Source organism: Candidatus Tisiphia endosymbiont of Stenodema calcarata (genome assembly GCF_964030695.1).
Classification (GTDB): Bacteria; Pseudomonadota; Alphaproteobacteria; order Rickettsiales; family Rickettsiaceae; genus Tisiphia.
Window position 1 is genome coordinate 304,587 of sequence record NZ_OZ034911.1, and the last position, 24,467, is coordinate 329,053.

Here is a 24,467-nt window from a genome sequence, read left to right on the forward strand (position 1 = left end):
AGAGGGAAAGTAGAAACTGTATTTATAATTTTATTTTTAAAGAAAGATTTACTAATATGTGATAAAAATCACGATTACAGATTAAGTATATTGTTATAAAGCATGACTTTAAATATGAGAGAGCTGTCAAGAAAGAGGTAAAGTAAGGAAAGAATATTAAGTAAAAATGTGATTTATTGACTTCGAATTATTGATCTTTAATTTTAATTCATCAAGGTTGAATGTTATGTTGACAATCGCTCCCCCCTCGTACTTGTTTGCTAACTCTAGTGTTGCACAATGATCTTGTGCTATTTTTTTGATAATGGCTAGCCCTAAACCAGTTCCTTTAGATCTAGTTGTTATATAGGCTTCTGTAGCCCTATCAATTAAATTTGCTTGGAATCCTACTCCATTGTCATTTACTGTAATAGTAATCTGATGGTTAGACTTGGTTATAGAAACAGCAATAACACCTTGTTGAAATCTAGTAAGTCCTATAGATTCTTCGGCATTTTTTAATAAATTAACCATAATCTGATTAATTTGAGTTGTATCACAGATAAAATCTATGTGTTGATCAGTTGTGATGAATTTATATAATATTTTATCATTAATTAATTTTCGTGATTCAACCATATTCTTTATAAGAATTACTAGATCACAATCCATAAATATTGGGGCTGGTAGTCTTGCAAAATTAACAAATTCAGAGACAATTTTCTTAATATCGTCAGTATGACGTACAATCATCTGTATGTATTTGTTGAACTCTGTCTTATCTTCAACTTGATTACTAAATTTCCTAAGTAATCTTTCGGAGGCAAGATGAATAGGCGTCAAAGGATTCTTAATCTCGTGAGCTACTTTCCTTGCTACGTCAGACCAAGCAAGTGCACGCTGAGCTATAACTAGATCTCTTTGTTGATGATCAATTTGTTTAATCATCCTATTAAAAGCTGAGGATAAAACGCTTATTTCATCTTTATTAACAAGGTCTTCTGGTACTTGAATAGTTAAGTCACCATTTTTAACCTTTTCAGTAGCAATCACTAATTTCCGAATAGGCTTTACTATCTTTGTAGCAAAAATCATCCCCCAGCTTATTGCAGCTAATAGCAGTAATAAAGCAATAAAAATAAATACTATAGAAAATTTGATCTGCATACTGGATATATGTTTTTTAAGACGATAATATTCTTCAGCTGCACCGTTAGTTTTATCAATATGATCAATAATTTTAGCATCAATCAATCTACCTACCAACAAATATATATCATTATGATCTTTAAGTTTTGTAAGCATTCGAATCTTTTTAGGATCAGATTTTATCTCAACAATTTCTCCTAGCTCAGCTCTTTTCATTAAATGAGCTGGAATAGTAGCAAATGAAATTGCAAAACTTAAGAATGTATTAGCAATAACAGTATTAGTAGGTCTATGTAAAACCATAGCTTCGTCAAGAGAGCGCATCTCAACTTCAGTATTTAATGCTTCATTAAATGAAAGGGGATTATGTATTAAATTATAATACATTTCAGTTAAATCATCAGCGACGGATAATGCTGTTTCGCGTAACTGTAGTTTATGTTCGTCTATATAAGATTCTGCTACTATTATCGACTGATCAAGCACAGCAGAAATCTTTTTATCGAACCAAGATTGAATACCAAAGTTAAAAAAATATGCTGAAAACACTGAAACAATAATAGTTGGGATTGTAGCAATCAAACTAAAGGTAATAATGATACGATTTTGTAATTTCGAAGACGTCTCTCTTTCACCTTTATCAATAAAATCTCGTAAAAATTTACGAGCTAATAAAATGCCTAAAAGTAAGAATACAGCAAGATCTACTAATATAAGCCCTATAACTCTACTTGGGTCTGGACCAAGAGATTTCGACTCAATTGAAATCACATAATAAGTCGAGCAAGCCAATATAATGGCTACAATTATTAGAACAAATATTAATTTACCGCTACTACAATATTTTTTAATATCTCGATAAAAGTAATTCAACATTTTTATTATTCAAAATCATTTGAGTATATTTGAAGTTCTACCCCTACCTAATTTAAACCTAAGCAAATTCAAGTAACACCTGTCCACTAATCACCTGATCTTTCTCATTAACTAGGATTTTAGCAATTTTCCCATTACGCTCAGCAACAAGTATATTCTCCATTTTCATGGCAGTTAAAACCATAATCTCTTGACCAATAACTACCTTACTACCTTCTTGAACCTTAATTGCAATAATTTGTCCTGCAAGCGGGGCGTGCAGTTCTGTTTGCTCTTCTTGGATATTTTTTGTAATCATCAACGCTTCTAGTTCAGACATCCGTGGGGAACGGACGTAAGCTTTAACAGTAATGCCTGAATGTGATAACATATAACCTGTTAAGATATTGCCAATTTTTACATTGGCTTTTCTACCATTTACAATACAGGAAAAGAGTCTACTACCTAAGTTCCAGTTACTACGTATATAAATTCTATCATTTTCTTGTCTTATATTATAACCATAATCTACTGATTTAATTAAAACTGGAAATAGTTTGTCATCAATTGATACAACCCATCTAGTACCGATTTTGTGAGTTTGATCGACTATTTGACCAGAGATTAACGAAGCACGTTTTTGCTCGGCAATATAAACAAAAATGGCTGTAGCTAGGAATATTTTAGTGATTTCAGAAGTTAAGCTTGCTCCAGAAAAACCATCTGGATATTCTTCTTCTATAAATGCAGTATTTATATCACCTGCTATAAAACGAGGATGTGATATTACTGCTTCTAAGAAACTAATATTATGAGAAATACCTTGTATTATGTAAGCACTTAAAGCAGAACGCATAACCTCAATAGCTTGTTCTCTAGTCTCTCCGTAAGTACAAAGTTTTGCAATCATTGAATCATAAAACATACTGACTTCTCCACCAAGTCCAAGACCTGTATCCACACGTATGTTAGCATTTTTTGGTGGTTCTGCATATTCAGTAATTCTGCCACTAGACGACAGAAATCCACGCATTGGATTTTCTGCACAAATTCTAGATTCAAACGCATGCCCCTTTAATTTTATATCTTCTTGAGAAAATGATAATTTTTCACCAGCAGCAATTTTTATCATCTCTTCTACTATGTCAATACCAGTGATTAGTTCAGTTACTGGATGCTCAACTTGTAGCCTAGTATTCATCTCAAGGAAATAAAAGTTCTTATCTAAATCAACTATAAATTCAACTGTACCGGCTGAGTAATAACCGACCTTGCTAGATAAAGCTAAGGTCTCTTTATACATTTTTTGCCGTATTTCCTCGGTAATAAAGGAGCTTGGGGCTTCTTCAATCACTTTTTGATGATAACGTTGAATTGAACATTCTCGCTCACCAAGACAAACACTGTTACCATACTGATCAGCTAATAATTGTATTTCAATATGCCTTGGGGACTGAATTAATTTTTCAATGAATAATCTACCATCGCTAAAATTATTTACTGCCTCAAGCTTAGCTGATTCAAAGGCATTAGCCATTTCTTCAGAGTTTTTTACCACTCTCATTCCACGACCACCACCACCAGCTGTTGCCTTAACTATAACAGGGAAACCTATTTTTTCTGCAATTTCTATGGCCTGATTTATATTGCTGATAGTACCAATATAGCCAGGGACTAGGCTGATTCCTGCTTCCATAGCGATTTTTTTTGCTTCAATTTTATCACCCATTTTCTTAATAGCAGAAGCATTGGGACCTATTAAGGCAACTCCTTCCCTTTTTAAGATATTTGCAAAATTTGAATTTTCTGATAAAAATCCATATCCTGGATGCACCGCCGAAGCACCACTTGCTCTAATAGCATTTACAATATTTTTAATTGACAAATAGCTCTCAGTGGCAGGAGAATTGCCGATATAATAAGCTTCATCAGCATATTGTACATGCATTGAATGTGTATCTGCTTCAGAATATACGGCAACTGATGTAATACCCATCTTCTTTAGGGTTCGCATTATTCTCAAAGCTATTTCACCACGATTGGCGATTAAAATTTTATCAAATAATGGTTTAGTCATAAAATCTCGTGCTTAAGTATACTAAAGTGGTAAGTTATCATGCTTCTTCCATGGTAATTGTATTTTTTTGTTTTGAAGAAAGTTTAGTGCTTTACATATGCGCCATCTAGTATTTTGAGGCTTTATAATATCGTCTAGGTATCCTCTAGATGCTGCAGCGAAAGGAGAAGTAACAGTATCTTTATACTCTTGGATTTTTTGTTTTTTTGATTCTGGATCTTTGCATTCTTCTTTAAATATTATTTCAGCAGCTCCTTCAGCTCCAAGTACTGCAATTTCTGAGTTGAACCACGCGTAATTTACATCCCCACGAAGATGTTTTGAGTTCATCACTATATAAGCTCCACCATAAGCTTTCCTAGTAATTATGGTAATTTTTGGTACAGTCGCTTCAGCATACGCATATAACAATTTTGCTCCATGTTTAATAATTCCGTTATGCTCTTGATCAGTGCCAGGTAAAAAACCTGGTACATCAACTAGAGTTACTATTGGGATATTAAACGCATCACAAAAACGAACAAACCTTGCTGCCTTTCTTGATGCATTAATATCCAAACAGCCAGCTAAATGTAATGGTTGATTCGCAACAAATCCTATAGGTCTTCCTTCCATATAACCAAAGCCGATTATAATGTTTCTAGCAAAATCTGGTTGCAGCTCAAAAAATTCTCCTTCATCAACAATACGCTCAATTAATTCTTTCATGTCATAAGCTTTGTTTGGAATGCTTGGGACTAAGGTGTTTAGGGACATATCAACCCGATCAGCTGGGTCTTCGGTACGACGATGTGGTAGAGGACTACTATTTGATAGAGGTAAAAAATTAAAAAACCTTCTAGTTTCTAGAAGTAGTTCTATATCATTTTTAAAAGCAAGGTCAGCAACACCACTCTTTGTAGTATGCATTTTTGCCCCGCCAAGTTGTTCTTGGCTTACTTCTTCACCTGTAACAGTTTTAACTACGTCTGGTCCTGTTACAAACATATAAGAAGTATTTTTAACCATGAATATGAAATCTGTTAAGGCAGGAGAATAAACAGCCCCACCAGAACAAGGTCCCATAATTAAGGTGATTTGTGGAATAATACCGGAAGCAATTACATTGCGTTGAAATAATTCTCCATAACCACCAAGGGCGTCAACCCCTTCCTGAATTCTTGCACCCCCCGAATCATTTATGCCAATAACTGGTGCTCCTACTGCTAAAGCAGAATCGAGTATAGTGCAAATTTTTTTAGCGTGATATTCTCCAAGAGATCCACCTAACACCGTAAAATCTTGGCTATACACAAAAACCAACCTACCATTTATGGTGCCATGTCCAGTTATTATACCGTCCCCTAGGAATTTTTTGTCGTTCATGCCAAAATTACTGCATCTATGTTCAACAAACATTCCTGTTTCTTCAAAACTCTCAGGATCTAATAATACTTCTATCCTTTCTCTTGCAGTAAGTTTACCTTTTTTATGTTGTAAGGCGATCCTCTCTCCCCCTCCACCTTGACGGGCATTATTACGCTTTTCATCAAGTGATTCAGGAGAATTTACAATATGTTGATTCATTATGGCTATACTAGTTCATTATAAAATCATAACCTGTAGTATAATAATAAAATGTCGAAAAGATAGTAGAAATTTATTTGAATAGTTATAGAATGTAAGTAGTAAAACTTAAAAAAGTTTATAGGAAGGTTTTTATAACAAAGGAAAAGCAGCAGAAATTGCAAAATAATGGGAGTAAATTTAGTGAGAGTAAATTTCAAAAACTGTCTAGTGCTTTAAAACAGAATATAGCAAGAAGAAAAAATAGTCAAAAAGTTCATATTGAGGATAAAAACAAAAGTGAAAATAATTAAGATCGCACCTTCGTTACTATCAGCAGATTTTGCTAATTTGCAAAAAGAAATCAGTTCTTTGGAAGAAGCTGGTGCTGATATGATCCATATAGACGTTATGGATGGACATTTTGTACCTAACTTAACATTTGGGTCTCCTATAATAAAAGCTTTAAGACCTCACACTACATTACCATTTGACGTACATTTAATGATTAATAACCCAGAATATTCGATTAAAGACTATGCTAGTAGCGGAGCAGATATTATCACTATCCATCCTGAAACCACTATTCATCTTGACAGAACTTTAAGTATTATTCAAAATTTAGGGCTAAAAGCTGGGGTGGCACTACTTCCCTCTACAAGTCCAAATTCTATAGATTATATTATTGATAAAGTAGATCTAATTCTAGCAATGACCGTAAACCCCGGTTTTTCTAGCCAAAAGTTTATAGAGAATCAGTTAGAGAAAGTCAAAATTATTTCAGAAAAAATCAAAAATTTTGGTAAACCTATAATGCTTTCTGTAGATGGAGGAATAAATGATGTTACCGGTAAGAACTGTATAAAAGTTGGAGCTGATATTTTAGTATCAGGTAATTTTATTTTCCAGTCAAAAGATTATCAAAAACAAATAGACTTACTAAAACATTAAACTATTTATACCACAAGGTCATTTATTAATATGTATTAACATATTAAATATATTGATCAATAATATAGTTATGTTTTATAATCAACTCTTGATATCTACAAACAGTTCTAGGAGATAATATAATGGAAAATAATAAATTAATTGCGTTAATTGCAATATATAAAGCTAGAGCTTATCAACATGCATTATGTAATGAGCAAAATAAGATTCTAGCTGAAAATAAAATATTATGGGACAAACAAAAACAGACTATTACTGACAGTACTTTAATTAAGAGTGTAAAGGATAAATTAGCAAATGATTTAGAGAATATTGTAAGTATTAATACTCTTATTGTAAACAATGATAATTTACCACCGGGAATTCAATATAATAAAATGCAAGAAGTGCTAAGTGGGGTTAATCAGTTATTTATCAATGATGAAGCCAATATCATAAAAATAGCAAATGGTGTATTGCCAAATGATTATAATAATAATATTGGAGATAATTTACCTATTTTAAGAAGCCAAGGGTATTATGGTACTTCTAAAACTACTTTTAGCTCTTGTGCAATATGGTATGTATATTTTGCTTTAAATAATAGTTCTCTTTCGAAACTTGCTTATGCTGAGGAATTTAAAGAAGCCACGGAACGCAGAACCGCAGCGTACTTAGATGTACGTGAGGATTCGAGTACCGGAGCGACGAATAAATTACCAGCAGAAGTAGAGTTTCGAAAGAGAACTAATATTAATGCAATTGATATATTTAATTCCGCGATTACTCATGTAATTGCTATACCATCTAGTGTTGTTATACCACCAAACTATAGTTGGCATTATACTAAAAACGGTATTAATGGTTTTGGTTTTGTGCATAGTGGTTATTCATTTGGTGGCTCACTAGATGAAGAGAGTTTGTATCCTAAAGGCAAAACATTTGAGCCGCAAGATTGTTCGTCTTTCGTTGATTTAGTGACGTTAGTACCTGTAGCATTAGATACCTCTGATGAGCTATGTATATATAGATCCTATATGGGTGGGTTTATTCCTCAACCTTGGAAAGATTCTAAGCAGGCTAGTTTGATACCGTTATATAGACCAGTACAACCTGCAGATGTACAAATAGGTGATATTTATTTTTTTAGAGAGTTTAATTCAGATCACTTACCAGCAACTAGCGTGGGAGTAAGTGGGCATACAACTATTGTAATTGATAAAACAAAAGAACAAGTGATAACAGTAGGTGATGATCGTGATATGCCAACTTTAGAAGGCATAGGTATAGCAAATTTTCATTTTACTGGCGACTCCAATAGACAGGTGTTTTTTCTAAGGTTAAGTGAGGAATATATCGATCACCTACCTGATCCTAACAATTTTAAAAATCTTAACTATAATGGTGTACAGGATTTAGCACAAATTATTAAATATTTTGATCAATTAATAAGTAAATAATGAAAATTCTAACTAAAAAGCCGTAAGTTACGGATTATTGCAAATATTGATGGAGATTATTGCCATTTTCCTTAAGCCATAATTTAGCCAACTTATAGTCTGGATAAAGTTTTGCTACTAAATTCCAAAAATGAGGACTGTGATTCATTTCAATTATATGACATATTTCATGGACCACTAAGTATTTTAATATTTTTTTTGGAGCAAAAATAAGACGCCAATTAAAAGCAAGTACAGCCTTACTAGAGCAACTTCCCCATTTGCTCTTATTATTCATAATTTTAATTTTAGTAAAGTTTATATTATGTTCTTTCGCTAGAAGAGTAGCAAGTTTTGCGATTTCTAATAACAACATATCTTTCAAAAACCTTACTAAAGTACTTTTGTGTTGTGAGGGTAAAGAATATATTTGAATAACATCATCTGTGATTTGTACTTTTTCATAATCTGCATCAATATTTAATAACGAATATACTTCGTCAAAGATTGTTATTGTGTTATAATCAAAGGGAGGCTTGTTTAAAAATTTTTGCAGTTTTTGCCTAACCCAAGATTCTTTTTCTAATAAAAACTTATATCCTGTATTAAAATTTTTATTAGGTAAAACTAATTCAGCTCCTTTGTGGTTTATTCTAATGCTAATTCGTTTGGCTTTATTACTATATCTTACTGGAATGTCAATATCAGCCCCTAGTTTATCTAAAGTAATCTGCTGATGTTTCATGTTTAAAATCTAATTTAAAAATTATTATTAATATAGTATATTGATAATAATAGTTAATTAAATTTATTAAGAGTAACTTAATTATGCATACTTTATCTTTTAACGTAGATGATCAGTTAAATAAACAAATTGAAACTTTTGCTAAAGTGCATGACCGTAGTAAAGCCTATATACTAAGAAAAGCTGTAGAGTTATATTTAGTCGATCAAAAGGATCTTACAATTGGCAGGCAAGCTTTAGATGAGTTTTATAACGATGGTTTTAAAACTTATTCATTAAATCAAATTAAAAAGGAAAATGGCTTATAGTATTCTGTTTACGGATCGTAGTAGAAAACAATTTTCAAAATTAAATAAAGATATACAACAACGTATAATTCACTATTTGGAAAGCAGAATCTCTATTAATCCTCATGATTTTGGCAAAAGTCTTGTTGGAGAGAAGAAAGGTCTTTGGCGTTACAGAGTTGATGATTATAGAATTATTTGCAATATTAGTAATAACGAATCGCTGATTTTGGTTATTAATGTAGGACATAGACGTGAAATATATGATTAAAACCGATATTAGCACATCTAAATACTAGAAATTACGGAGGCTAGAGGACTCTCGCTTATCATCCCAACGCCGTTATTAAGCCTATATAGCTGCAAAGTTCAAATTACTCTGTATTTAAAATCTAATATTATTTTATAGCCAATGATAGTATCATATGATACTATCATGTTAATATATGTAGTATCTCAAGTCAAAAATCCTAAGTCTAGGTTAGAATTTGCTAAAATAAAATTACCAAATAGTTGGTTTTCAAGGAAAGATTATATTCTATTACATAAGGATATTTCTTCTGCGTCGGCCAGTCGTGATCTAATCTTTGGAGTTATAAGGAAGGTATCCTAACTCATAAAGGTATACTCTTCTGCTTTGAAGAATTGTTTTTTGAAAATATCATGGATTCGCATGCTCACGTACTATATGTACGTTCCGCTTGCTCACCATTCATTTTCAAATCCAATTCTTCAAATCATTTGAGTATATAAAAAATCAAACTTGTTATAAATTTCAATAATAGACTCTTCCGTTAAATTAAGTTATAAAAGAAATCTAGAAAGAATGAGTGGATATATTAATGGAAAATTACGATCTAGCGATTATTGGTGGTGGACCAGGTGGTTACGTGGCTGCAATTAGGGCCGCACAACTAAATAAAAAAGTTGTGTTGATTGAGAAGGAGCATTTAGGGGGAGTTTGCTTAAATTGGGGTTGTATCCCAACAAAAGCACTGCTTAAATCAGCTGAATTATTTCAAAAAATTAGACATGCTAAAGATTATGGTATTATAGTAGGTGAAGCAAGTTTTGACCTAAAAAAAATAGTACAGCGTTCTAGAGATATATCGACACAGTTAACATCGGGTATTAAATCTCTGCTAAAAAAAAATAAGGTTATGATAATTGATGGCACGGCTAGGCTAGGAACAGGCAAGGTAGTAGATATCAATAATAATGGTCAAAAGATTTCGATTAAAGCCAAGGATATAATAATTGCAACAGGTGCAAGATCTAGAATCTTAGATGGATTTGAGCCGGATGGCAAGCAAGTTATTACCTCCAAAGAGGCTATGGTTCTTGATAAATTACCAAAATCTATGATTATTGTTGGATCAGGAGCGATTGGTATAGAATTTGCTTCATTTTATAATGATTTAGGAACAAGTGTCACTGTAATTGAAGCACGAAATAGGATTTTACCTAGTGAAGATGAGGAAATTTCTTTAATGGCACGAAAAACCTTTGAAAAGAAAGGTATAAAAATTCATACTAATAGCAAATTGTTAAATCATAGCAAAACTCAAGACCATGTTGTAGTTGAAGTTGAGATAGATGGAAAAAATTACAAGATACAAGCTGAAATCTTGCTTATAGCCGTTGGTATAGTTGGTAACACGGAAAACCTTAATTTAGAAAAAACTAATATCAAAATAGATAGAGGTCATATTATTACCAATCAGTTTATGCAAACTTCGGAAGAAGGCATTTATGCAATAGGTGATGTAACATCAGCACCATGGCTTGCCCACAAGGCAAGTCATGAAGGTGTTATTGCTGCGGAAACTATAGCGGGTCTTAAGGCTCATCCTATAGAGAAACGTAATATTCCAGGCTGTACTTATTCCTCACCACAGATTGCTAGTGTAGGACTTACTGAAGAACAAGCGAAAAAAGCTGGTTACCAAGTAAAAATTGGCAGATTCCCATCTATCGCTAACGGTAAAGCCTTGGTTGATGGTTATAATGAAGGGATGATAAAAACGATTTTTGATATAAAGACTGGAGAATTGTTAGGAGCTCATTTGATAGGTGAAGAGGTTACCGAACTAATTCAAGGTTATGTAATCACTAGAACTATGGAGGGTACGGAACTTGATTTAATGAATAGCATTTTTCCACATCCAACTTTATCTGAAATGATGGGAGAAGCGGTATTACAGGCTTATGGTAAGGCTATTCATATATAAAAAAATTTCTTTTTGCTACTTAGTGGTAAGCATAAATTATGTTATAAATTGTTCTAGAATTATATGAGGAAAAAAATGAGTAAAATGAACCGTGAAGATTATGGAATTTATCCACCAAGGAGGAGAATAAACATTGTTATGCAGCATGGCGTGTCATTTGGTGCGGCACTTGCTATGGCTATTTCATTTAATATAAACCACTCTGTATTATGGGCAGTCGTACATGGCGTGTTTTCTTGGCTGTATGTGGTTTATTATTGTTTGATTTAGTTTTATAGTCAATTGATGAGAAGTTGGTGACGTCGTCACTCGTCGCTCGCCTATTACATATAGGCGTCGCTCCATCGCTCCTAGCACCAAATCCTCCTGAATTGACTATAGTATAGCTAACTCGAAAAGGTTTAACTCGATAATCAAGTTTTTTAGAATTATTAAAAGATACGTCTATTAGCGAAGAGGCGATGGAAGCGGCAACGCGGCAATCTTGTGAAGTAGGGACAAGTATTACTTCAAAAGATTGCTACGACGCCACTTTTCGTGGCTTCTCGCTAATAGACAGTTAAGGAAAAACTTGATTATCGAGAATCAGATGCAGAGCCGTCTCAAATATGATTGTTTCGATAATTTACTTAATTAACCTCAGTTCGATATAAGAATTAATAATTCTTATATCGATACTTGCTTTGTTATAAGGAAAAATGCACTCTTGAAGCGGCTGACGCGAGTGCATTTTAACTTTTTTCATCATTCAATATGTGATTTTAATAATTAAAATCACATATTGAATGGAGTATTATATTTTAACAATCAGGTGGGCAGCCGCTTCAAACCTGATTGTTTCTATATATAATACTGAATTCGATGTAACAAGTTACATCGAATTCAGGTTAATTACCATCGGTTTATTTACCATCACTATCTGTAGAGTCGTTAGGAGAATCATAAGGATTGCGATATGGAAGCATTTCCGGTACTGTCTTATCTTTAGGCAATAACTTATTTAATCCATCCTCTAAAACTTTTTCCCCTGTTTCTTCTTCTCTAATTTCGTATTTTGGTGGGTCTCCTAAACATTTCCAAAAATTGGTTAAGCTCTCAAAGTTGGGACCTAATTTTGTAGTACAATTTTGAGCAATTGATTTAGATGTATCAAGAATTTCAATTGTAGCATCGGTCATATATTTTATAAATCCAATTTGTTCAAGACCCTTGGCTACCCAAAATAATACTATCAAAGAGGCAACTGCTATCATAAAGTACCATTTAGCTATGATACTCCATAAAAACATCCCCATAGGGTTAGCTGCTATTAGTCTTCTTAAAGCTTGCCACATATATAAACTACCGAAAAATGGTTAAAAAACTACGATTAAATTACATGAATAATAAAAAAATAACAATTTTTTTATTAGTGCAGGGGTCAGTATGGTGTATAATATAAATTAAATGTTGTAAATATTCTTAATTAGATATGATGAGAGATAAAATATGGTTGGTAAAAGAAGCATATTGATACCAATCATAACAAAAATTAGACTTATATTCTCAAGATTTTGTAAAACAAGACCGGTAAGTATTATGTTGGGTATTAATAGTGGCATGATTAATATTGCTAGTAGGTTAGTATTTGACCTAAAATAGCTTTGAATAGATCCAATTAAAACTAGTAGGCTACTGGACAAAGTTAATAGCAAAGTTAGAGTGATAAAAAGATAGGTTACTGTTATTAGATCAAGATCGAAAATAATATAAATTATTGGGATATTTAATAAAGAGCTAGTAAGTGAACTAAAAAATATAGCAAATAATTTAGATATAACAATTTCACTCTCACTGAAACTGGATAATAGTAGCTCTAAACTTCCATCCTCCACATCTTGCTTTAATATTAGACTAGAGAAGCCAATTAGGGCTATTGGTAAAAAAATTACTGAAAAAATAATCCCAAATTTCTTAATATCTACTTGGTCATTGATTAAAGCAGTGCTGAAAATACAAAATAAAAAAAATATAAATAGATATTTGCTAAGATTATTAATACGATTTTGAATTAAGTATTCCCATTTTATTAGCTGTATTAGTTTATGCATATCTCATTATACTCGATAATCAAGTTTTTCCTTAACTGTCTATTAGCGAGAAGCCGCGAAAAGCGTCGTCGTAGCAATCTTTTGAAGTAATACTTGTCCCTACTTCACAACAAGATTGCCGCGTTGGCGATTCCATTGCCTCCTCGCTAATAGACGTATAGGGAACCTCAGTTCGATATAAGAATTATTAATTCTTATATCGATACTTGCTTTGTTATAAGGAAAAATGCACTCTTGAAGCGGCTGACGCGGGTGCATTTTAACTTTTTTCATCATTCAATATGTAATTTTAATTATTAAAATCACATATTGAATGGAGTATTATATTTTAACAATCAGGTGGGCAGCCGCTTCAAACCTGATTGTTTCTATATATAATACTGAATTCGATGTAACTTGTTACATCGAATTCAGGTTAGGGAAGCTATATTTACTAACTTTCGACAGTTATGGATGTTACCCCTAATGGCGATGACTACTTGAGCCTATTATTAACTTATTACATCAATATTTGAGGTTAACTTTACATTAAATAGTTCATTATTAAAAAATATCAATATTACTATACCAATTTCTAATTATACCAAATATGTTTTTAAACAAATGATAGATGGTGGTAAAAGTTTACAGGAAATCTTTGATTTAATCAGAGGAGATTTACAACAAGAAATTAGTAATGAATCCTCATTATTGGAAGTAAAGAGTATATTTGTCCCATTTTTTTTCTACGGGAATCATGTTACTTTATGACAAATTAGTAAAACCTTTTTAATTACATTGCAACTAACTTCAAGAGCTGTTTTTACAGCTCTTGAAGTGGTAGTATTTGTAGTTATTCTGTAGGATGTTCGGCTTCTCCTGCTAGTGGTAGTGTGGCATCAGATGTATTAAGACTAGCTACCTCTGTAGTAATAAAGTTGCCAACATTTTGGTTGTTAACATTTAAATCATTATCCTCTACCCTGTTGTTAGCATTAAAATTATTATCACCGTTGTTTCTGAAATAATTTATAAGAGCGGCTTTTAAAGCTGCTACATGCTCAGGATGTAAACAATTCCGGTTAATTATTCTTTGAATCATTATTGCATCATTATCATTATTTATCATATATAATCCTCTGTTAATTTGAAATATAAAGAAAATTGTAACTATTTGCAAAAAGAATGTCAACTATTAATTAAGAAATGAATTAATAAATTCTTTATTCTATACCGCCATACGCTTTTTAGTAGCTTTTCCGTAGTTTCTTGGTGTAACTATGGGGGTAGCTTTGCCATCTATAACATCTTTTGAAATATGTACATGCATTTTTTTCAGATTGGTAACATTATACATGCTGTCAAGTAGCAGTGTCTCAATTATCGATCTAAGGCCTCTAGCTCCGGTTTTTCGTGCCAGTGCTTTCTCGGCTATTCCTTCTAAAGCATCATTATCAATTGATAGTTCAACATCATCTAACTCAAATAATTTATGATATTGCTTGATAACAGCATTTTTGGGTTGAGTTAAAATTGCCACCAAAGATGCTTTGTCTAGGTCATCTAAAGTTGCTACTACTGGAAGCCTACCGATGAATTCTGGAATTAACCCAAACTTTACTAGATCTTCAATTTCTAATGATTTGAGTATTTCACTGTGTTTTTTTTCTTGTTTTGATTGGACATTTGCCGCAAAACCAATCGAACTTTGAGCAGTACGGGCATTAATGATATTATCTATCCCCATGAAAGCTCCACCGCATATGAACAAAATATTGGAAGTATCTACTTGAACAAAATCTTGCTGTGGGTGTTTTCTGCCACCTTGAGGGGGAACAGAAGCAATAGTTCCTTCCATGATTTTAAGTAATGCTTGTTGGACTCCTTCTCCCGATACATCTCTTGTTATGGAAGGGTTTTCAGATTTTCTAGCGATTTTATCTACTTCATCTATATAAACAATGCCTCGTTGGGCTTTGGCTATATTAAAGTCTGCTGCTTGTAATAATCTTAGCAAGATATTTTCAACATCTTCACCAACATAGCCAGCTTCGGTTAAAGAAGTGGCATCTGCCATAGTGAAAGGTACATCAAGAATTTTTGCTAAGGTTTGTGCCAAAAGGGTTTTACCAGAGCCAGTAGAGCCAATAATTAGGATATTTGATTTATTTAATTCGACATCATTATTACCTGACTCGATATATTCTAATCGTTTATAGTGATTATATACCGCAACTGATAAGACTTTTTTTGCTTGATCTTGACCAATTACGTAATCATTAAGAGTAGAAAAAATTCTTTGTGGTGTTGGAATTAAAGATGCAACTTGTTTAAGAGTTACTTTAGTCTCTTCTTTTATAATATCACGGCAAAGTTCAATACATTCATTACAAATAAATACTGTTGGTCCAGCAATTAATTTTATTACTTCATATTGATTTTTACCACAAAAAGAACAGTTTAATTCTTTTTTTCCAACTTCCCCTGACATGATTCCGCTTTTTTAATTTATGAGTTTAATATAGCTTATATACCTCTAATATAGATAAGTTATTTAGGTAAGTCTAATATATTTTCAAGATACGCGAATTTGGGATAAGACAATATTTCTATTATGGGAAACGTGCTTTTCTTTAAATTCATAGTAATCTAGTTTTGCAGTATCTTCATTAACAGACTAAGTTCCTCTCGAAATTCTGCATCAATTTCACATAATTCTTCTACTTTTTTGATGGCATGCATTATTGTAGTATGATCTTTCTTACCAAATTTCTTACCGATATCAGTAAGACTTTTTGGGGTTAATGTTTTACTTAAATACATAGCTACTTGCCTTGGTCTAGCTATTGAGCGAATACGTCTAGGAGAAGACATATCAGAAAATTTAATATTATAACGATCAGCTACTTTTCTTTGAATATCTTCAATCGTTATAATTCTTTCATTGGAACGTAGTAAGTCACGTAAAATATTTTGGGTATTTTCTAAAGTTATCTCCCTACCAACTAAAGTTGAATGAGCAATAACTTTATTAAGAGCCCCCTCTAACTCTCTAACATTTGACGTTATTTTTGATGCCAAGAATTCTACAACATTTTTAGGTATGTGAATATTCATCTGTTCAAGCTTAGATTCTAATATTCCCAATCTTAGCTCATAAGTAGTACTGTGAACATCTGCAACCAATCCCCAACCAAGCCTAGACTTAATCCGCTCTTCAATATTATCTAAATCTGACGGTGAACGGTCACATGATATAACCATTTGACGATTATTATCAATCAAAGCATTGAAAGTATGAAAAAACTCTTCTTGAGTACTATCTTTACCAGATATAAATTGAATATCATCGATCATTAGCACGTCAACTGAACGAAATTCTTCTTTAAAGGACATAACATCTTTATTACGAAGTGCTTTGATGAATTGATACATAAACTTTTCTGCCGACATGTAAATTACTTTGCGAGTCGGGTTATTATGTCTTATATACCAAGCAATAGCATGCATTAAGTGTGTCTTACCAAGGCCAACACCCCCATACAAAAATAAGGGGTTAGATTCAGCTACGGCACTCTCTGATTCAGCAACTGCTCTAGAGGCTTCATATGCTAACTCATTTGGTCCACCAACTACAAAATTTTCAAAAGTAAATCGTAAGTCTAATGCTGAAAAAATGCCTTCGGAATTGATATCCATTCCTTCTTTTATTGATGGAATTTTTGCTAAATATTCAGGTATATTTGGATTTTGTTCTAGTAATTCTTTAGTAACTATCTCAATTGATTTAATATCTTTGTCGTAGGACTGCCAAGATTGCAATATATCACGTGCATATCTTGATTTTATCCAATCTCGAATAAAATTTGTTGGTGTAGAAAGTATAACAGTAGTAGTAGAAGCTTCTAGAAAGTTAATCTTACTGAACCAACTTTTATACAAAGACTCACCATAATGTTTATTAAGATCAGAACAAACATGCTGCCAAATATCTCTATAATGAGCTACTTCCTTTTCTACAGTCAATTGATTTTGGTTAGTATTCACAGAACTTGCCATGGTAAATTATTTTGTTTCCAACCAGCTCCATTATCTCCTCCTTCAAAACCATCAATGATGTTGTAGCAGTTTGGATAACCTAAACCACCAGCACACGATGCCGCTTCATGAGATCGTACACCTGAACGGCAAAGGAATAATACATTATTTTTATTCCTGACTTTCGATATGAACTGGTTGTTAAATTCATGATTTAAGGACATATCAGGCAATAAACGCCAGCTAAGAAAAAGTACTTGATCTTTATCAAGCTTTGGAATACCTATTTTTTGCCATTCTTCAGTAGTTCTAACATCAACAACAATGGTACACTCATCCATTCCTAGCAACTTATAAGCTTCTAAGGAAGATATATTTTTGATACTTATAGGCATCTGCATTTTTTTGAATATATTAAAATTTATTGAATAAGAACAAGATTTAGACTAATTAAATTTGAGTATATACTACATATACAATTTATATTTTATATTTGGTAATTGTCAAACTATCTGAATCATATTATGATATTTTTTTGTAAGATTATCAATATGGACTATTTAAAAAAGGCATTCCTAACTAAAAAATTACTATACCAAAGCAAAAATCGTGGTTGCAAAGAAACCGGGTTAATATTAGGTAAATTTGCTGAACAATTTCTTGCTAATATGGACATAGATAGTTTAACAGATTTTGCTTTAATACTTAATCAAAATGATATAGATATTTATGATTGGATTACCAATAAAACAACTCCTCCTGTTCACTTAAAGTCAAAAGTGATGTTACAAATACTTAATTTTGATATTAACCGCCTATAAGCTTAATAAACAATGATACAACAACCTCTACCGCTCAGTGCAAAAAGTTTTTTTGCTAATGAGTATTTCTCAAATAAACCAACCAAGAATATTTTACTTATTTTTGCTAGTGAAGATGATGCAATTAATAGCCATAAACAGTTATTATTTTTTGCACAAAGCATTAAGACTAGTAATATATTATATTTTCCTAGTTTTGATACTATACCATATGATCGCATTTCACCCCAGTCTAACATTTTATCAGAAAGAGCTAATACACTAAGTTATTTAGCAACTAATAATGAAAAAAAATTGGTAGTTACTAATGCGGTGAATTTACTGAGCAAATTACCGCCTTCGGAATTCCTAGTTAAGTCTTTTCTGAAATTACATAATAAAATGAAGTTTTCAGCGGGTAAGCTCGCTGAGTTCCTAGTACATAATGGTTTTACAAGGAGTAGTAGTAGCATTGATAGTGGCGAATTTTCAGTAAGAGGAGAGATAGTAGATATAATTTTACCAGGGTATAAGGGCTATCGTATTAATTTTAGTTGGGATCACATAGAGTCAATAAGAGAATTTGATATTGATAGTCAAATTTCTACTAATAGCTGCACGGAGCTAATAATTAATTCTGCCAGTGAGGTAATATTAAATCTAGAAACAATAAAGAATTTTAGAGATAATTATCTAAAAGCTTTTGGTGTTAATTACGTGAATAGCCCTTTATATGAATTAATAACTGAAGGAAAAAAATTTCAAGGATATGAACATTTATCTCCTTTATTCTATAATTCTTTCAGTAGTTTAATTAATTATTTAGATGATCCTATTATTATTTATGATAATTTGTCGTTACAATCAATTCTTGAGCAGGAGAATAATTATACAGATCTTTACAGATCCCGCATTGAGTCTAATAAAATAAAATTAAACACATTCTATCCTGCGTTGCCTCCTGAGCAGATTTACTTTACCAGTCAGGAAATACAAACTTTACTAGAACAGGATAAGAATATTTTAATTACTCCTGAAGATTCATCTTATGCATATTCATTAGAAAAAATTATTGCAACTAGTTTTATTGAGGATAAGACAGTTTTTGATAAGCTATTTGAGATTATAGAGAACAATAATACTAAAATACCAATTATTTTTTGTCAGTCTAAAAGTAATTTGGAAAGACTGAAGAGCTTGATAAATAGCTACTCACGAGAATATATCGAGATAGACAATCTACAACAGGCAAAAATTGGTATGATAAATCTTGCATATGTCCAACTGAGTCAAGGATTTTATAGTGATAGATATTTGTTTATTGCAGCTCACGATATTTTAGGAAAAAGTGCGGCAAACGTTCGCCAGCAAGGTGCTAAACGTAAGCTTAAAAACATTCTAATGGAATTAGATAATTTAGGTGAAGGAGAGTTAGTTGTTCATAAGGATCATGGTATTGGTCAATTTCTTAATGTTGAAACACTAGATGTTAAAGGCAAAGCTCATGATTTCCTAAAAATTTTATATGAGAATAATGATAAATTATATATTCCTGTTGAGAATATAGAGCTAATTAAGAAATATGGTAGCAGTGAAGCACAGCTGGCCAAGTTAGGTAGCAGTAGCTGGCAAAGAAGTAAGGCTAAACTCAAGAATCGTATTACAGAAATTGCCGAACAATTATTAGCAATAGCCGCTAAGAGGAAATTAACTGTAACTAATCCAATAGAGTTTGATCATGAAGAATATGACAAATTCTGTCAGAGATTTAAATATACCGAAACTGAAGATCAATTAAATGCCATAAATGATATTAGAAAAGATTTTGACTCAGGTCTTTTAATGGATAGATTAATTTGTGGTGATGTTGGTTTTGGAAAAACTGAAGTGGCCATAAGGGCAACTTTTATGGTAGCTAAATCAAACTGTGACGTCCCCCCTCAAGTAGCCATTGTCGTACCAACTACTATTCTAGGTAAGCAGCATTATTTAAGATTTCGCAAAAGATTTAAGGATTTAGGGCTGAATATAGTACAATTATCTAGTCTAGTTACCAATAGCGAGGCTAAAATTGTTAAAGAACAAATCAAAAATGGTACAGCTAATATAATAATTGGTACACATGCCTTGCTGAGTAAGAATATAGAATTTAGTAACCTAAGATTATTAATAATTGATGAAGAACAACATTTTGGTGTTGCTCAAAAGGAACATTTAAAGAAACTAAGAACTACAATGCATGTTCTATCTCTTTCGGCGACCCCAATTCCTCGTACAATGCAGATGTCTATGGTAGGGCTGAAAGACCTTAGTATCATTGCCACACCACCGATTGATAGGCTAGAAGTTCGGACAACAGTTATGCCGTTTGATCCGGTTATTATTAGAGATGCTTTACTTAAAGAACGTTTCCGTGGTGGTAGAAGCTTCTATGTAGTGCCTAGAATTAAGGACATTCCGGATATAGAGAGATACTTACAGGAAGGTGTACCTGAACTAAAGTACAAAGTTGCTCATGGCCAAATGCCAGCTGCCAAAGTAGATGAGATTATGAGTGAATTTTGTGATGGTAAGTTTGATATACTCGTTTCTACCACAATAATTGAGTCAGGTATAGATATTGCCGAAGCTAATACAATGATTATTCATAAATCTGATATGCTTGGTTTGAGTCAGTTATATCAGCTCAGAGGTAGGATAGGACGAAGTAAAGTCAGAGGTTATGCCTATTTAACCTTAGCTAATTATAAGAAAATGACCGCACATTCAATAAAACGTCTAGAAATAATGCAGAGTAGTTGTACTCTTGGTTCTGGTTTTACCATTGCCAGCCATGATATGGATTTACGTGGTTTTGGTAACTTGGTAGGAGAAGAGCAGTCTGGACAGATTAAAGAAGTAGGAGTGGAGCTTTATCAGGAGATGTTAGATGAACAAATAGCAATTCTTAAGGATGAAGTTATTGAGCAGCCAAAAGCTTTTGTTCCAATAATTAATTTGGGATTACCTGTTTTCATTTCCGATAATTATATTGCAGATTCTGCTCTTAAACTAAGTTTGTACAGAAGAGTTGGAAATTTAATTGATGATATAGATATTGAAAATTTTAAGGACGAAATGGTTGACCGTTTTGGTCCTATCCCATCAGAGTTTAATAATCTACTTAATATATTAAAAATAAAGCATAAATGCAGTAAGCTTAATATTGAAAATTTAGACTCTGGTGATCGAGGATTTGTTTTAAAATTTTATAAAGAATCAGATATAGCTGATAAGATTAGAAATTTTGTTATAAAATATCCTCAGCAAACCAAAATAAAACCGGATACTAAGTTAGTATTTACCAAAACATTGGTAGGAAAAGATATTATAGAGGAAGCGAATAGTCTGTTGGAGCAATTATTGGCGGCATAATACCATATAACTCGATAATCAAGTTTTTCCTTAACCGTCATTGCGAGGAGTCGCGAAAAGCGGCGTCGTAGCAATCTAGTATACGCGAAGCGTTACTCTAAAAAAACAGCTTCGCTGTTTACCTAGATCGCCACGGCATCTAAAGATGCCTCGCGATGACGATTATAGAAAAATGGGTACTATGCATAATACCATATAATGCGAATTCGGGATAAGAATTGACAAATTCTTATCCCGAATTCGCGTAATAGGCTATTAAACCGATGTCTTACATTGAATCTAGGTTAACTAGGAATTAAAATTAGGAAAGTGAGTAAAATTAAAAAGCAATATATATGTACAAATTGTGGTAATAGTACATCAAAATGGGCAGGACAATGTTTTGATTGTGGCTTATGGGGAGCAATTGAGGAAGAGGTAATTAGTCAAGTACAAGTTAGGTTAGGCAATAAACAACAAATACAAAAGCTTGATGGTGTTGTTGTGGAATCATTACGTACTCCTACACCTATAAATGAATTAAATAGGGTGTTAGGTGGCGGGTTGGTTTCCTCTTCGGCAATTTTAATTGGTGGTGATCCTGGCATTGGTAAATCAACTTTATTATTACACTTAGTGGCAAGTTCTTTTTGTGATAAAATTAGAATGAATTGCTTATATATAACTGGTGAGGAATCCATTGACCAAATAAAGCTAAGAGCCTTAAGATTAGGTCTTAATAATGAGACAACATCTATCTTAGCTGCCACTAATATCGAAGATATTATCTCAACTATTGATTCTGATAAAAATAATATTGATTTGGTAGTAATCGATTCAATTCAGACAATGGTAACTCGCACACTATCATCACCACCTGGCACTATTTCGCAGATTCGAGCCTGTGCTAATGAACTGGTTAGCTATGCTAAGCAAAATAATATTATTATTTTACTTAGCTGTCATGTGACAAAAGATGGGCAATTAGCTGGTCCTAAGTTACTCGAACATCTTGTTGATACCGTACTATATTTTGAAGGTGATCCTAATAGTCATTTTCGTATTTTGCGTTCTATTAAAAATAGATTTGGTGGAATAGGAGAAATCGGTGTTTTTGAGATGACTGCTAATGGTCTTATGGAATTCTCTAGCCCTTCCGAGCTATTTTTGATGAAAAGGGATAAAAATGTTAGCGGGACAACGGTATTTGCTGGAATTGAAGGATCTAGACCATTACTAATTGAGATTCAGGCATTAATTGCTCCTTCCAATATGCCAATGCCAAGACGTTCGGTTGTAGGATGGGATTTAAATAGATTATCAATGATAATAGCTGTACTTAATGTACGGTTTGGTCTTAACTTAACTTCTAAGGAAGTATATTTAACTGTTGCTGGTGGGCTTAAAATTTCAGAACCAGCTTCAGACTTAGCTGTTGCAGCTGCTTTAATTTCTGCAGCAAATAATAAAGCTGTGCCAGAACATAGTGTTTTTTTTGGAGAAATTGGTTTATCTGGTGAAATAAGAAAAGTCAATGCAGCAGAAATGAGAATAAAAGAAACAACGAAATTAGGATTCAATAAATTAATTTGCTCCAAACTTGAAAAGTTAAGTAATAACCTAATTTGTCCAATTAGTAATATAAAAGAATTGAAAGAGTTGATATAGTTAAAATTCACACTTATGAAATTCTAATAGTATTATTAGAATCTTATTTGACTATTTTACCTTAGTTCGATGGGAGACATCAGTTTAATAGTTCCGATTATCTGTTTCTTGAAATGTCTTAATTGTTTTTTTAATTGTAGCACTTATGAAACACTTATTTTAAGATAAGTGTTATAAATTAAGGATTCCATCTTTGACAAAGTAGCGTAAAAGTGTTACGCTACTTTTAACCACAAAAAAGCATAGAATCCCAAATTCGCGTATAGAAAAATACCAAATTTATTATATAGGAGCAATTTAATTACTAATACTTCAAAAATACTTATTATTGATAATCAGAAAGCATTAAATGAATTCTGTCGACAGTTATTAGATTGTAAGACTATAAGTGTTGATACTGAGTTCTTGCGTAAAAATACCTATTTTGCTCAGCTTAGCATAATTCAAATTATGGCCAGTAGTTATAAAGTGATAATTGACACTTTGAGCAATTTGGATCTTTCTCCTATTAACGAAATATTTCTGAACGATAAAATTCTTAAAATAGTTCACGCCCCTAGAGAGGATTTTGAGATATTTTATCGTTTATTTAAGAAACTGCCTAAAAATGTTTTTGACATACAAATTGCAGCTGGTATTTGTGATTTTGGTAAATATTTGAGTTATTCGGATATATGTAGCAAAATTTGCTTAGTTCACATTGATAAAACTTACCAAAGGTCTAATTGGTTAAAGCGTCCAATTAATGCTAATATGTTAAATTATGCTATTAAAGATGTTGAATATTTAGAACCGATTTACAAGGTATTGCAACAAATAATTCAAGATAATAACTTACAAAACGAATATGACGAGCAAATAAAATCTTTGCTTAATGTTGAAAATTATATTATTAATGTACAAAAAGCTTGGCAAAAAGTTAGATTCAATAATCATTCAGAGTCTTTTATTCATAAAATGAAAATTATGGCAGCTTATCGGGAAGAACAAGCCAGTACAATAGATTTACCAAGGAGACATTTTATTTCTGATGAGGAATTAGTACAGATTTGTCAATATTTACCTACCAGTAATAAAGATTTTGAAAATCTTAAATTAAATAGTCGCTATCTTAGTAAACAAAAATATAGAACTCAATTAGCAGATTTGTGTCTTGCTATACAAGAATTAGGTGAATAAAGGTACTTTATTTATGTTAATTGTGGAATAAATTTGCTATTGTCTAAAAGGTTAAGTAAAACAGCATCTGATATCTTTTGGCT

At 32.3% G+C, this 24,467-nt stretch carries 22 protein-coding genes and 1 pseudogene; 13 read left to right on the plus strand and 10 right to left on the minus strand.

Annotated features, from left to right (window positions below):
• Positions 1 to 156: 156 nt before the first annotated feature.
• Genes ACQH1W_RS01425 through ACQH1W_RS01435 form a run of 3 tightly spaced genes read right to left on the minus strand, consistent with a single transcriptional unit; the run spans position 157 to position 5,626 of the window.
• Positions 157 to 2,004: a sensor histidine kinase NtrY-like gene (locus tag ACQH1W_RS01425; RefSeq protein WP_375332426.1), complete on the minus strand. Its 1,848-nt coding sequence runs from the start codon at positions 2,002 to 2,004 to the stop codon at positions 157 to 159.
• A 58-nt stretch (positions 2,005 to 2,062) separates the two neighbouring features.
• The gene (locus ACQH1W_RS01430) at positions 2,063 to 4,060 is read right to left on the minus strand and encodes an acetyl-CoA carboxylase biotin carboxylase subunit (RefSeq protein ID WP_425361091.1); all 1,998 of its coding nucleotides are present in this window, start codon (positions 4,058 to 4,060) and stop codon (positions 2,063 to 2,065) included.
• A gap of 21 nt (positions 4,061 to 4,081) precedes the next feature.
• Complete coding sequence (locus ACQH1W_RS01435) at positions 4,082 to 5,626, minus strand: acyl-CoA carboxylase subunit beta (protein ID WP_425361092.1); 1,545 nt, start codon at positions 5,624 to 5,626, stop codon at positions 4,082 to 4,084.
• 158 nt (positions 5,627 to 5,784) lie between these two features.
• Between ACQH1W_RS01435 and ACQH1W_RS01440 the strand changes: the two genes are divergently transcribed.
• The 3 genes from ACQH1W_RS01440 (at position 5,785) to ACQH1W_RS01450 (ending at position 7,995) form a co-directional block, all read left to right on the plus strand.
• The gene (locus ACQH1W_RS01440; protein ID WP_375332423.1) at positions 5,785 to 5,919 is read left to right on the plus strand and encodes a hypothetical protein; all 135 of its coding nucleotides are present in this window, start codon (positions 5,785 to 5,787) and stop codon (positions 5,917 to 5,919) included.
• Positions 5,906 to 6,556, plus strand: a complete 651-nt coding sequence (rpe, locus tag ACQH1W_RS01445) for a ribulose-phosphate 3-epimerase (protein ID WP_375332422.1) — start codon at positions 5,906 to 5,908, stop codon at positions 6,554 to 6,556. Before ACQH1W_RS01440 ends, rpe begins: the two co-directional genes overlap by 14 nt.
• Before the next feature lie 122 nt (positions 6,557 to 6,678).
• Positions 6,679 to 7,995, plus strand: a complete 1,317-nt coding sequence (locus ACQH1W_RS01450; RefSeq protein ID WP_375332421.1) for a palindromic element RPE1 domain-containing protein — start codon at positions 6,679 to 6,681, stop codon at positions 7,993 to 7,995.
• Between the two features lie 34 nt (positions 7,996 to 8,029).
• On the opposite strand, the gene ACQH1W_RS01455 is transcribed toward ACQH1W_RS01450, so the two are convergent.
• The gene (locus ACQH1W_RS01455; protein WP_375332420.1) at positions 8,030 to 8,719 is read right to left on the minus strand and encodes a M48 family metallopeptidase; all 690 of its coding nucleotides are present in this window, start codon (positions 8,717 to 8,719) and stop codon (positions 8,030 to 8,032) included.
• A gap of 83 nt (positions 8,720 to 8,802) precedes the next feature.
• Between ACQH1W_RS01455 and ACQH1W_RS01460 the strand changes: the two genes are divergently transcribed.
• From ACQH1W_RS01460 to ACQH1W_RS01480, 5 genes and pseudogenes are all read left to right on the plus strand, one after another.
• Positions 8,803 to 9,027 (plus strand): DUF6290 family protein, encoded by a 225-nt coding sequence (locus ACQH1W_RS01460; RefSeq protein ID WP_375332419.1) that lies wholly within the window; start codon positions 8,803 to 8,805, stop codon positions 9,025 to 9,027.
• Positions 9,017 to 9,277 carry a type II toxin-antitoxin system RelE family toxin gene (locus ACQH1W_RS01465; RefSeq protein ID WP_341762410.1) on the plus strand — a complete coding sequence of 87 codons (261 nt, stop codon included), beginning with the start codon at positions 9,017 to 9,019 and terminating at the stop codon, positions 9,275 to 9,277. Before ACQH1W_RS01460 ends, ACQH1W_RS01465 begins: the two co-directional genes overlap by 11 nt.
• A 198-nt stretch (positions 9,278 to 9,475) precedes the next feature.
• A pseudogene (locus tag ACQH1W_RS01470) lies at positions 9,476 to 9,619 on the plus strand (Fic family protein); the annotation flags it as partial.
• A 229-nt stretch (positions 9,620 to 9,848) separates the two neighbouring features.
• Positions 9,849 to 11,237 (plus strand): dihydrolipoyl dehydrogenase, encoded by a 1,389-nt coding sequence (lpdA, locus tag ACQH1W_RS01475; RefSeq protein WP_375332418.1) that lies wholly within the window; start codon positions 9,849 to 9,851, stop codon positions 11,235 to 11,237.
• Positions 11,238 to 11,312: 75 nt separating this feature from the next.
• Positions 11,313 to 11,507, plus strand: coding sequence for a hypothetical protein (locus ACQH1W_RS01480; protein ID WP_341762408.1), 195 nt, complete (start codon positions 11,313 to 11,315; stop codon positions 11,505 to 11,507).
• 632 nt (positions 11,508 to 12,139) lie between these two features.
• Here ACQH1W_RS01480 and ACQH1W_RS01485 read toward each other — a convergent pair.
• Both ACQH1W_RS01485 and ACQH1W_RS01490 read right to left on the minus strand, forming a co-directional pair.
• Positions 12,140 to 12,571: a DUF2670 domain-containing protein gene (locus tag ACQH1W_RS01485; protein WP_341762407.1), complete on the minus strand. Its 432-nt coding sequence runs from the start codon at positions 12,569 to 12,571 to the stop codon at positions 12,140 to 12,142.
• Positions 12,572 to 12,679: 108 nt separating this feature from the next.
• Positions 12,680 to 13,327, minus strand: a complete 648-nt coding sequence (locus ACQH1W_RS01490) for a heme exporter protein CcmB (protein ID WP_375333192.1) — start codon at positions 13,325 to 13,327, stop codon at positions 12,680 to 12,682.
• A 603-nt stretch (positions 13,328 to 13,930) separates the two neighbouring features.
• On the opposite strand from ACQH1W_RS01490, the gene ACQH1W_RS01495 reads away from it, so the two are divergent.
• Positions 13,931 to 14,077, plus strand: a complete 147-nt coding sequence (locus ACQH1W_RS01495; RefSeq protein WP_375333191.1) for a hypothetical protein — start codon at positions 13,931 to 13,933, stop codon at positions 14,075 to 14,077.
• A gap of 82 nt (positions 14,078 to 14,159) precedes the next feature.
• Here the strand turns inward: ACQH1W_RS01495 and ACQH1W_RS01500 are convergent, their stop codons facing one another.
• The 4 genes from ACQH1W_RS01500 to ACQH1W_RS01515 form a co-directional block, all read right to left on the minus strand.
• Entirely contained in the window at positions 14,160 to 14,435 is a 276-nt protein-coding gene (locus tag ACQH1W_RS01500) for a hypothetical protein (RefSeq protein ID WP_341760836.1), read from the minus strand.
• 99 nt (positions 14,436 to 14,534) lie between these two features.
• Complete coding sequence (gene clpX / locus ACQH1W_RS01505; protein ID WP_375333190.1) at positions 14,535 to 15,797, minus strand: ATP-dependent Clp protease ATP-binding subunit ClpX; 1,263 nt, start codon at positions 15,795 to 15,797, stop codon at positions 14,535 to 14,537.
• A gap of 158 nt (positions 15,798 to 15,955) precedes the next feature.
• Positions 15,956 to 17,365: a chromosomal replication initiator protein DnaA gene (gene dnaA / locus ACQH1W_RS01510; RefSeq protein ID WP_375333189.1), complete on the minus strand. Its 1,410-nt coding sequence runs from the start codon at positions 17,363 to 17,365 to the stop codon at positions 15,956 to 15,958.
• Positions 17,350 to 17,733, minus strand: a complete 384-nt coding sequence (locus ACQH1W_RS01515) for a rhodanese-like domain-containing protein (protein WP_375331519.1) — start codon at positions 17,731 to 17,733, stop codon at positions 17,350 to 17,352. The genes dnaA and ACQH1W_RS01515 overlap by 16 nt, the downstream gene beginning before the upstream one ends.
• 162 nt (positions 17,734 to 17,895) lie before the next feature.
• On the opposite strand from ACQH1W_RS01515, the gene ACQH1W_RS01520 reads away from it, so the two are divergent.
• The 4 genes from ACQH1W_RS01520 to ACQH1W_RS01535 all read left to right on the plus strand — a co-directional run bounded on the left by ACQH1W_RS01520 (position 17,896) and on the right by ACQH1W_RS01535 (position 24,384).
• Positions 17,896 to 18,165 (plus strand): succinate dehydrogenase assembly factor 2, encoded by a 270-nt coding sequence (locus ACQH1W_RS01520; protein ID WP_375333188.1) that lies wholly within the window; start codon positions 17,896 to 17,898, stop codon positions 18,163 to 18,165.
• A gap of 12 nt (positions 18,166 to 18,177) precedes the next feature.
• Positions 18,178 to 21,558 (plus strand): transcription-repair coupling factor, encoded by a 3,381-nt coding sequence (gene mfd, locus ACQH1W_RS01525; protein WP_425361093.1) that lies wholly within the window; start codon positions 18,178 to 18,180, stop codon positions 21,556 to 21,558.
• Positions 21,559 to 21,867: 309 nt separating this feature from the next.
• Entirely contained in the window at positions 21,868 to 23,205 is a 1,338-nt protein-coding gene (gene radA, locus ACQH1W_RS01530) for a DNA repair protein RadA (RefSeq protein WP_425361094.1), read from the plus strand.
• Between the two features lie 318 nt (positions 23,206 to 23,523).
• Entirely contained in the window at positions 23,524 to 24,384 is an 861-nt protein-coding gene (locus ACQH1W_RS01535; protein WP_375331518.1) for a ribonuclease D, read from the plus strand.
• Positions 24,385 to 24,467: the final 83 nt, after the last annotated feature.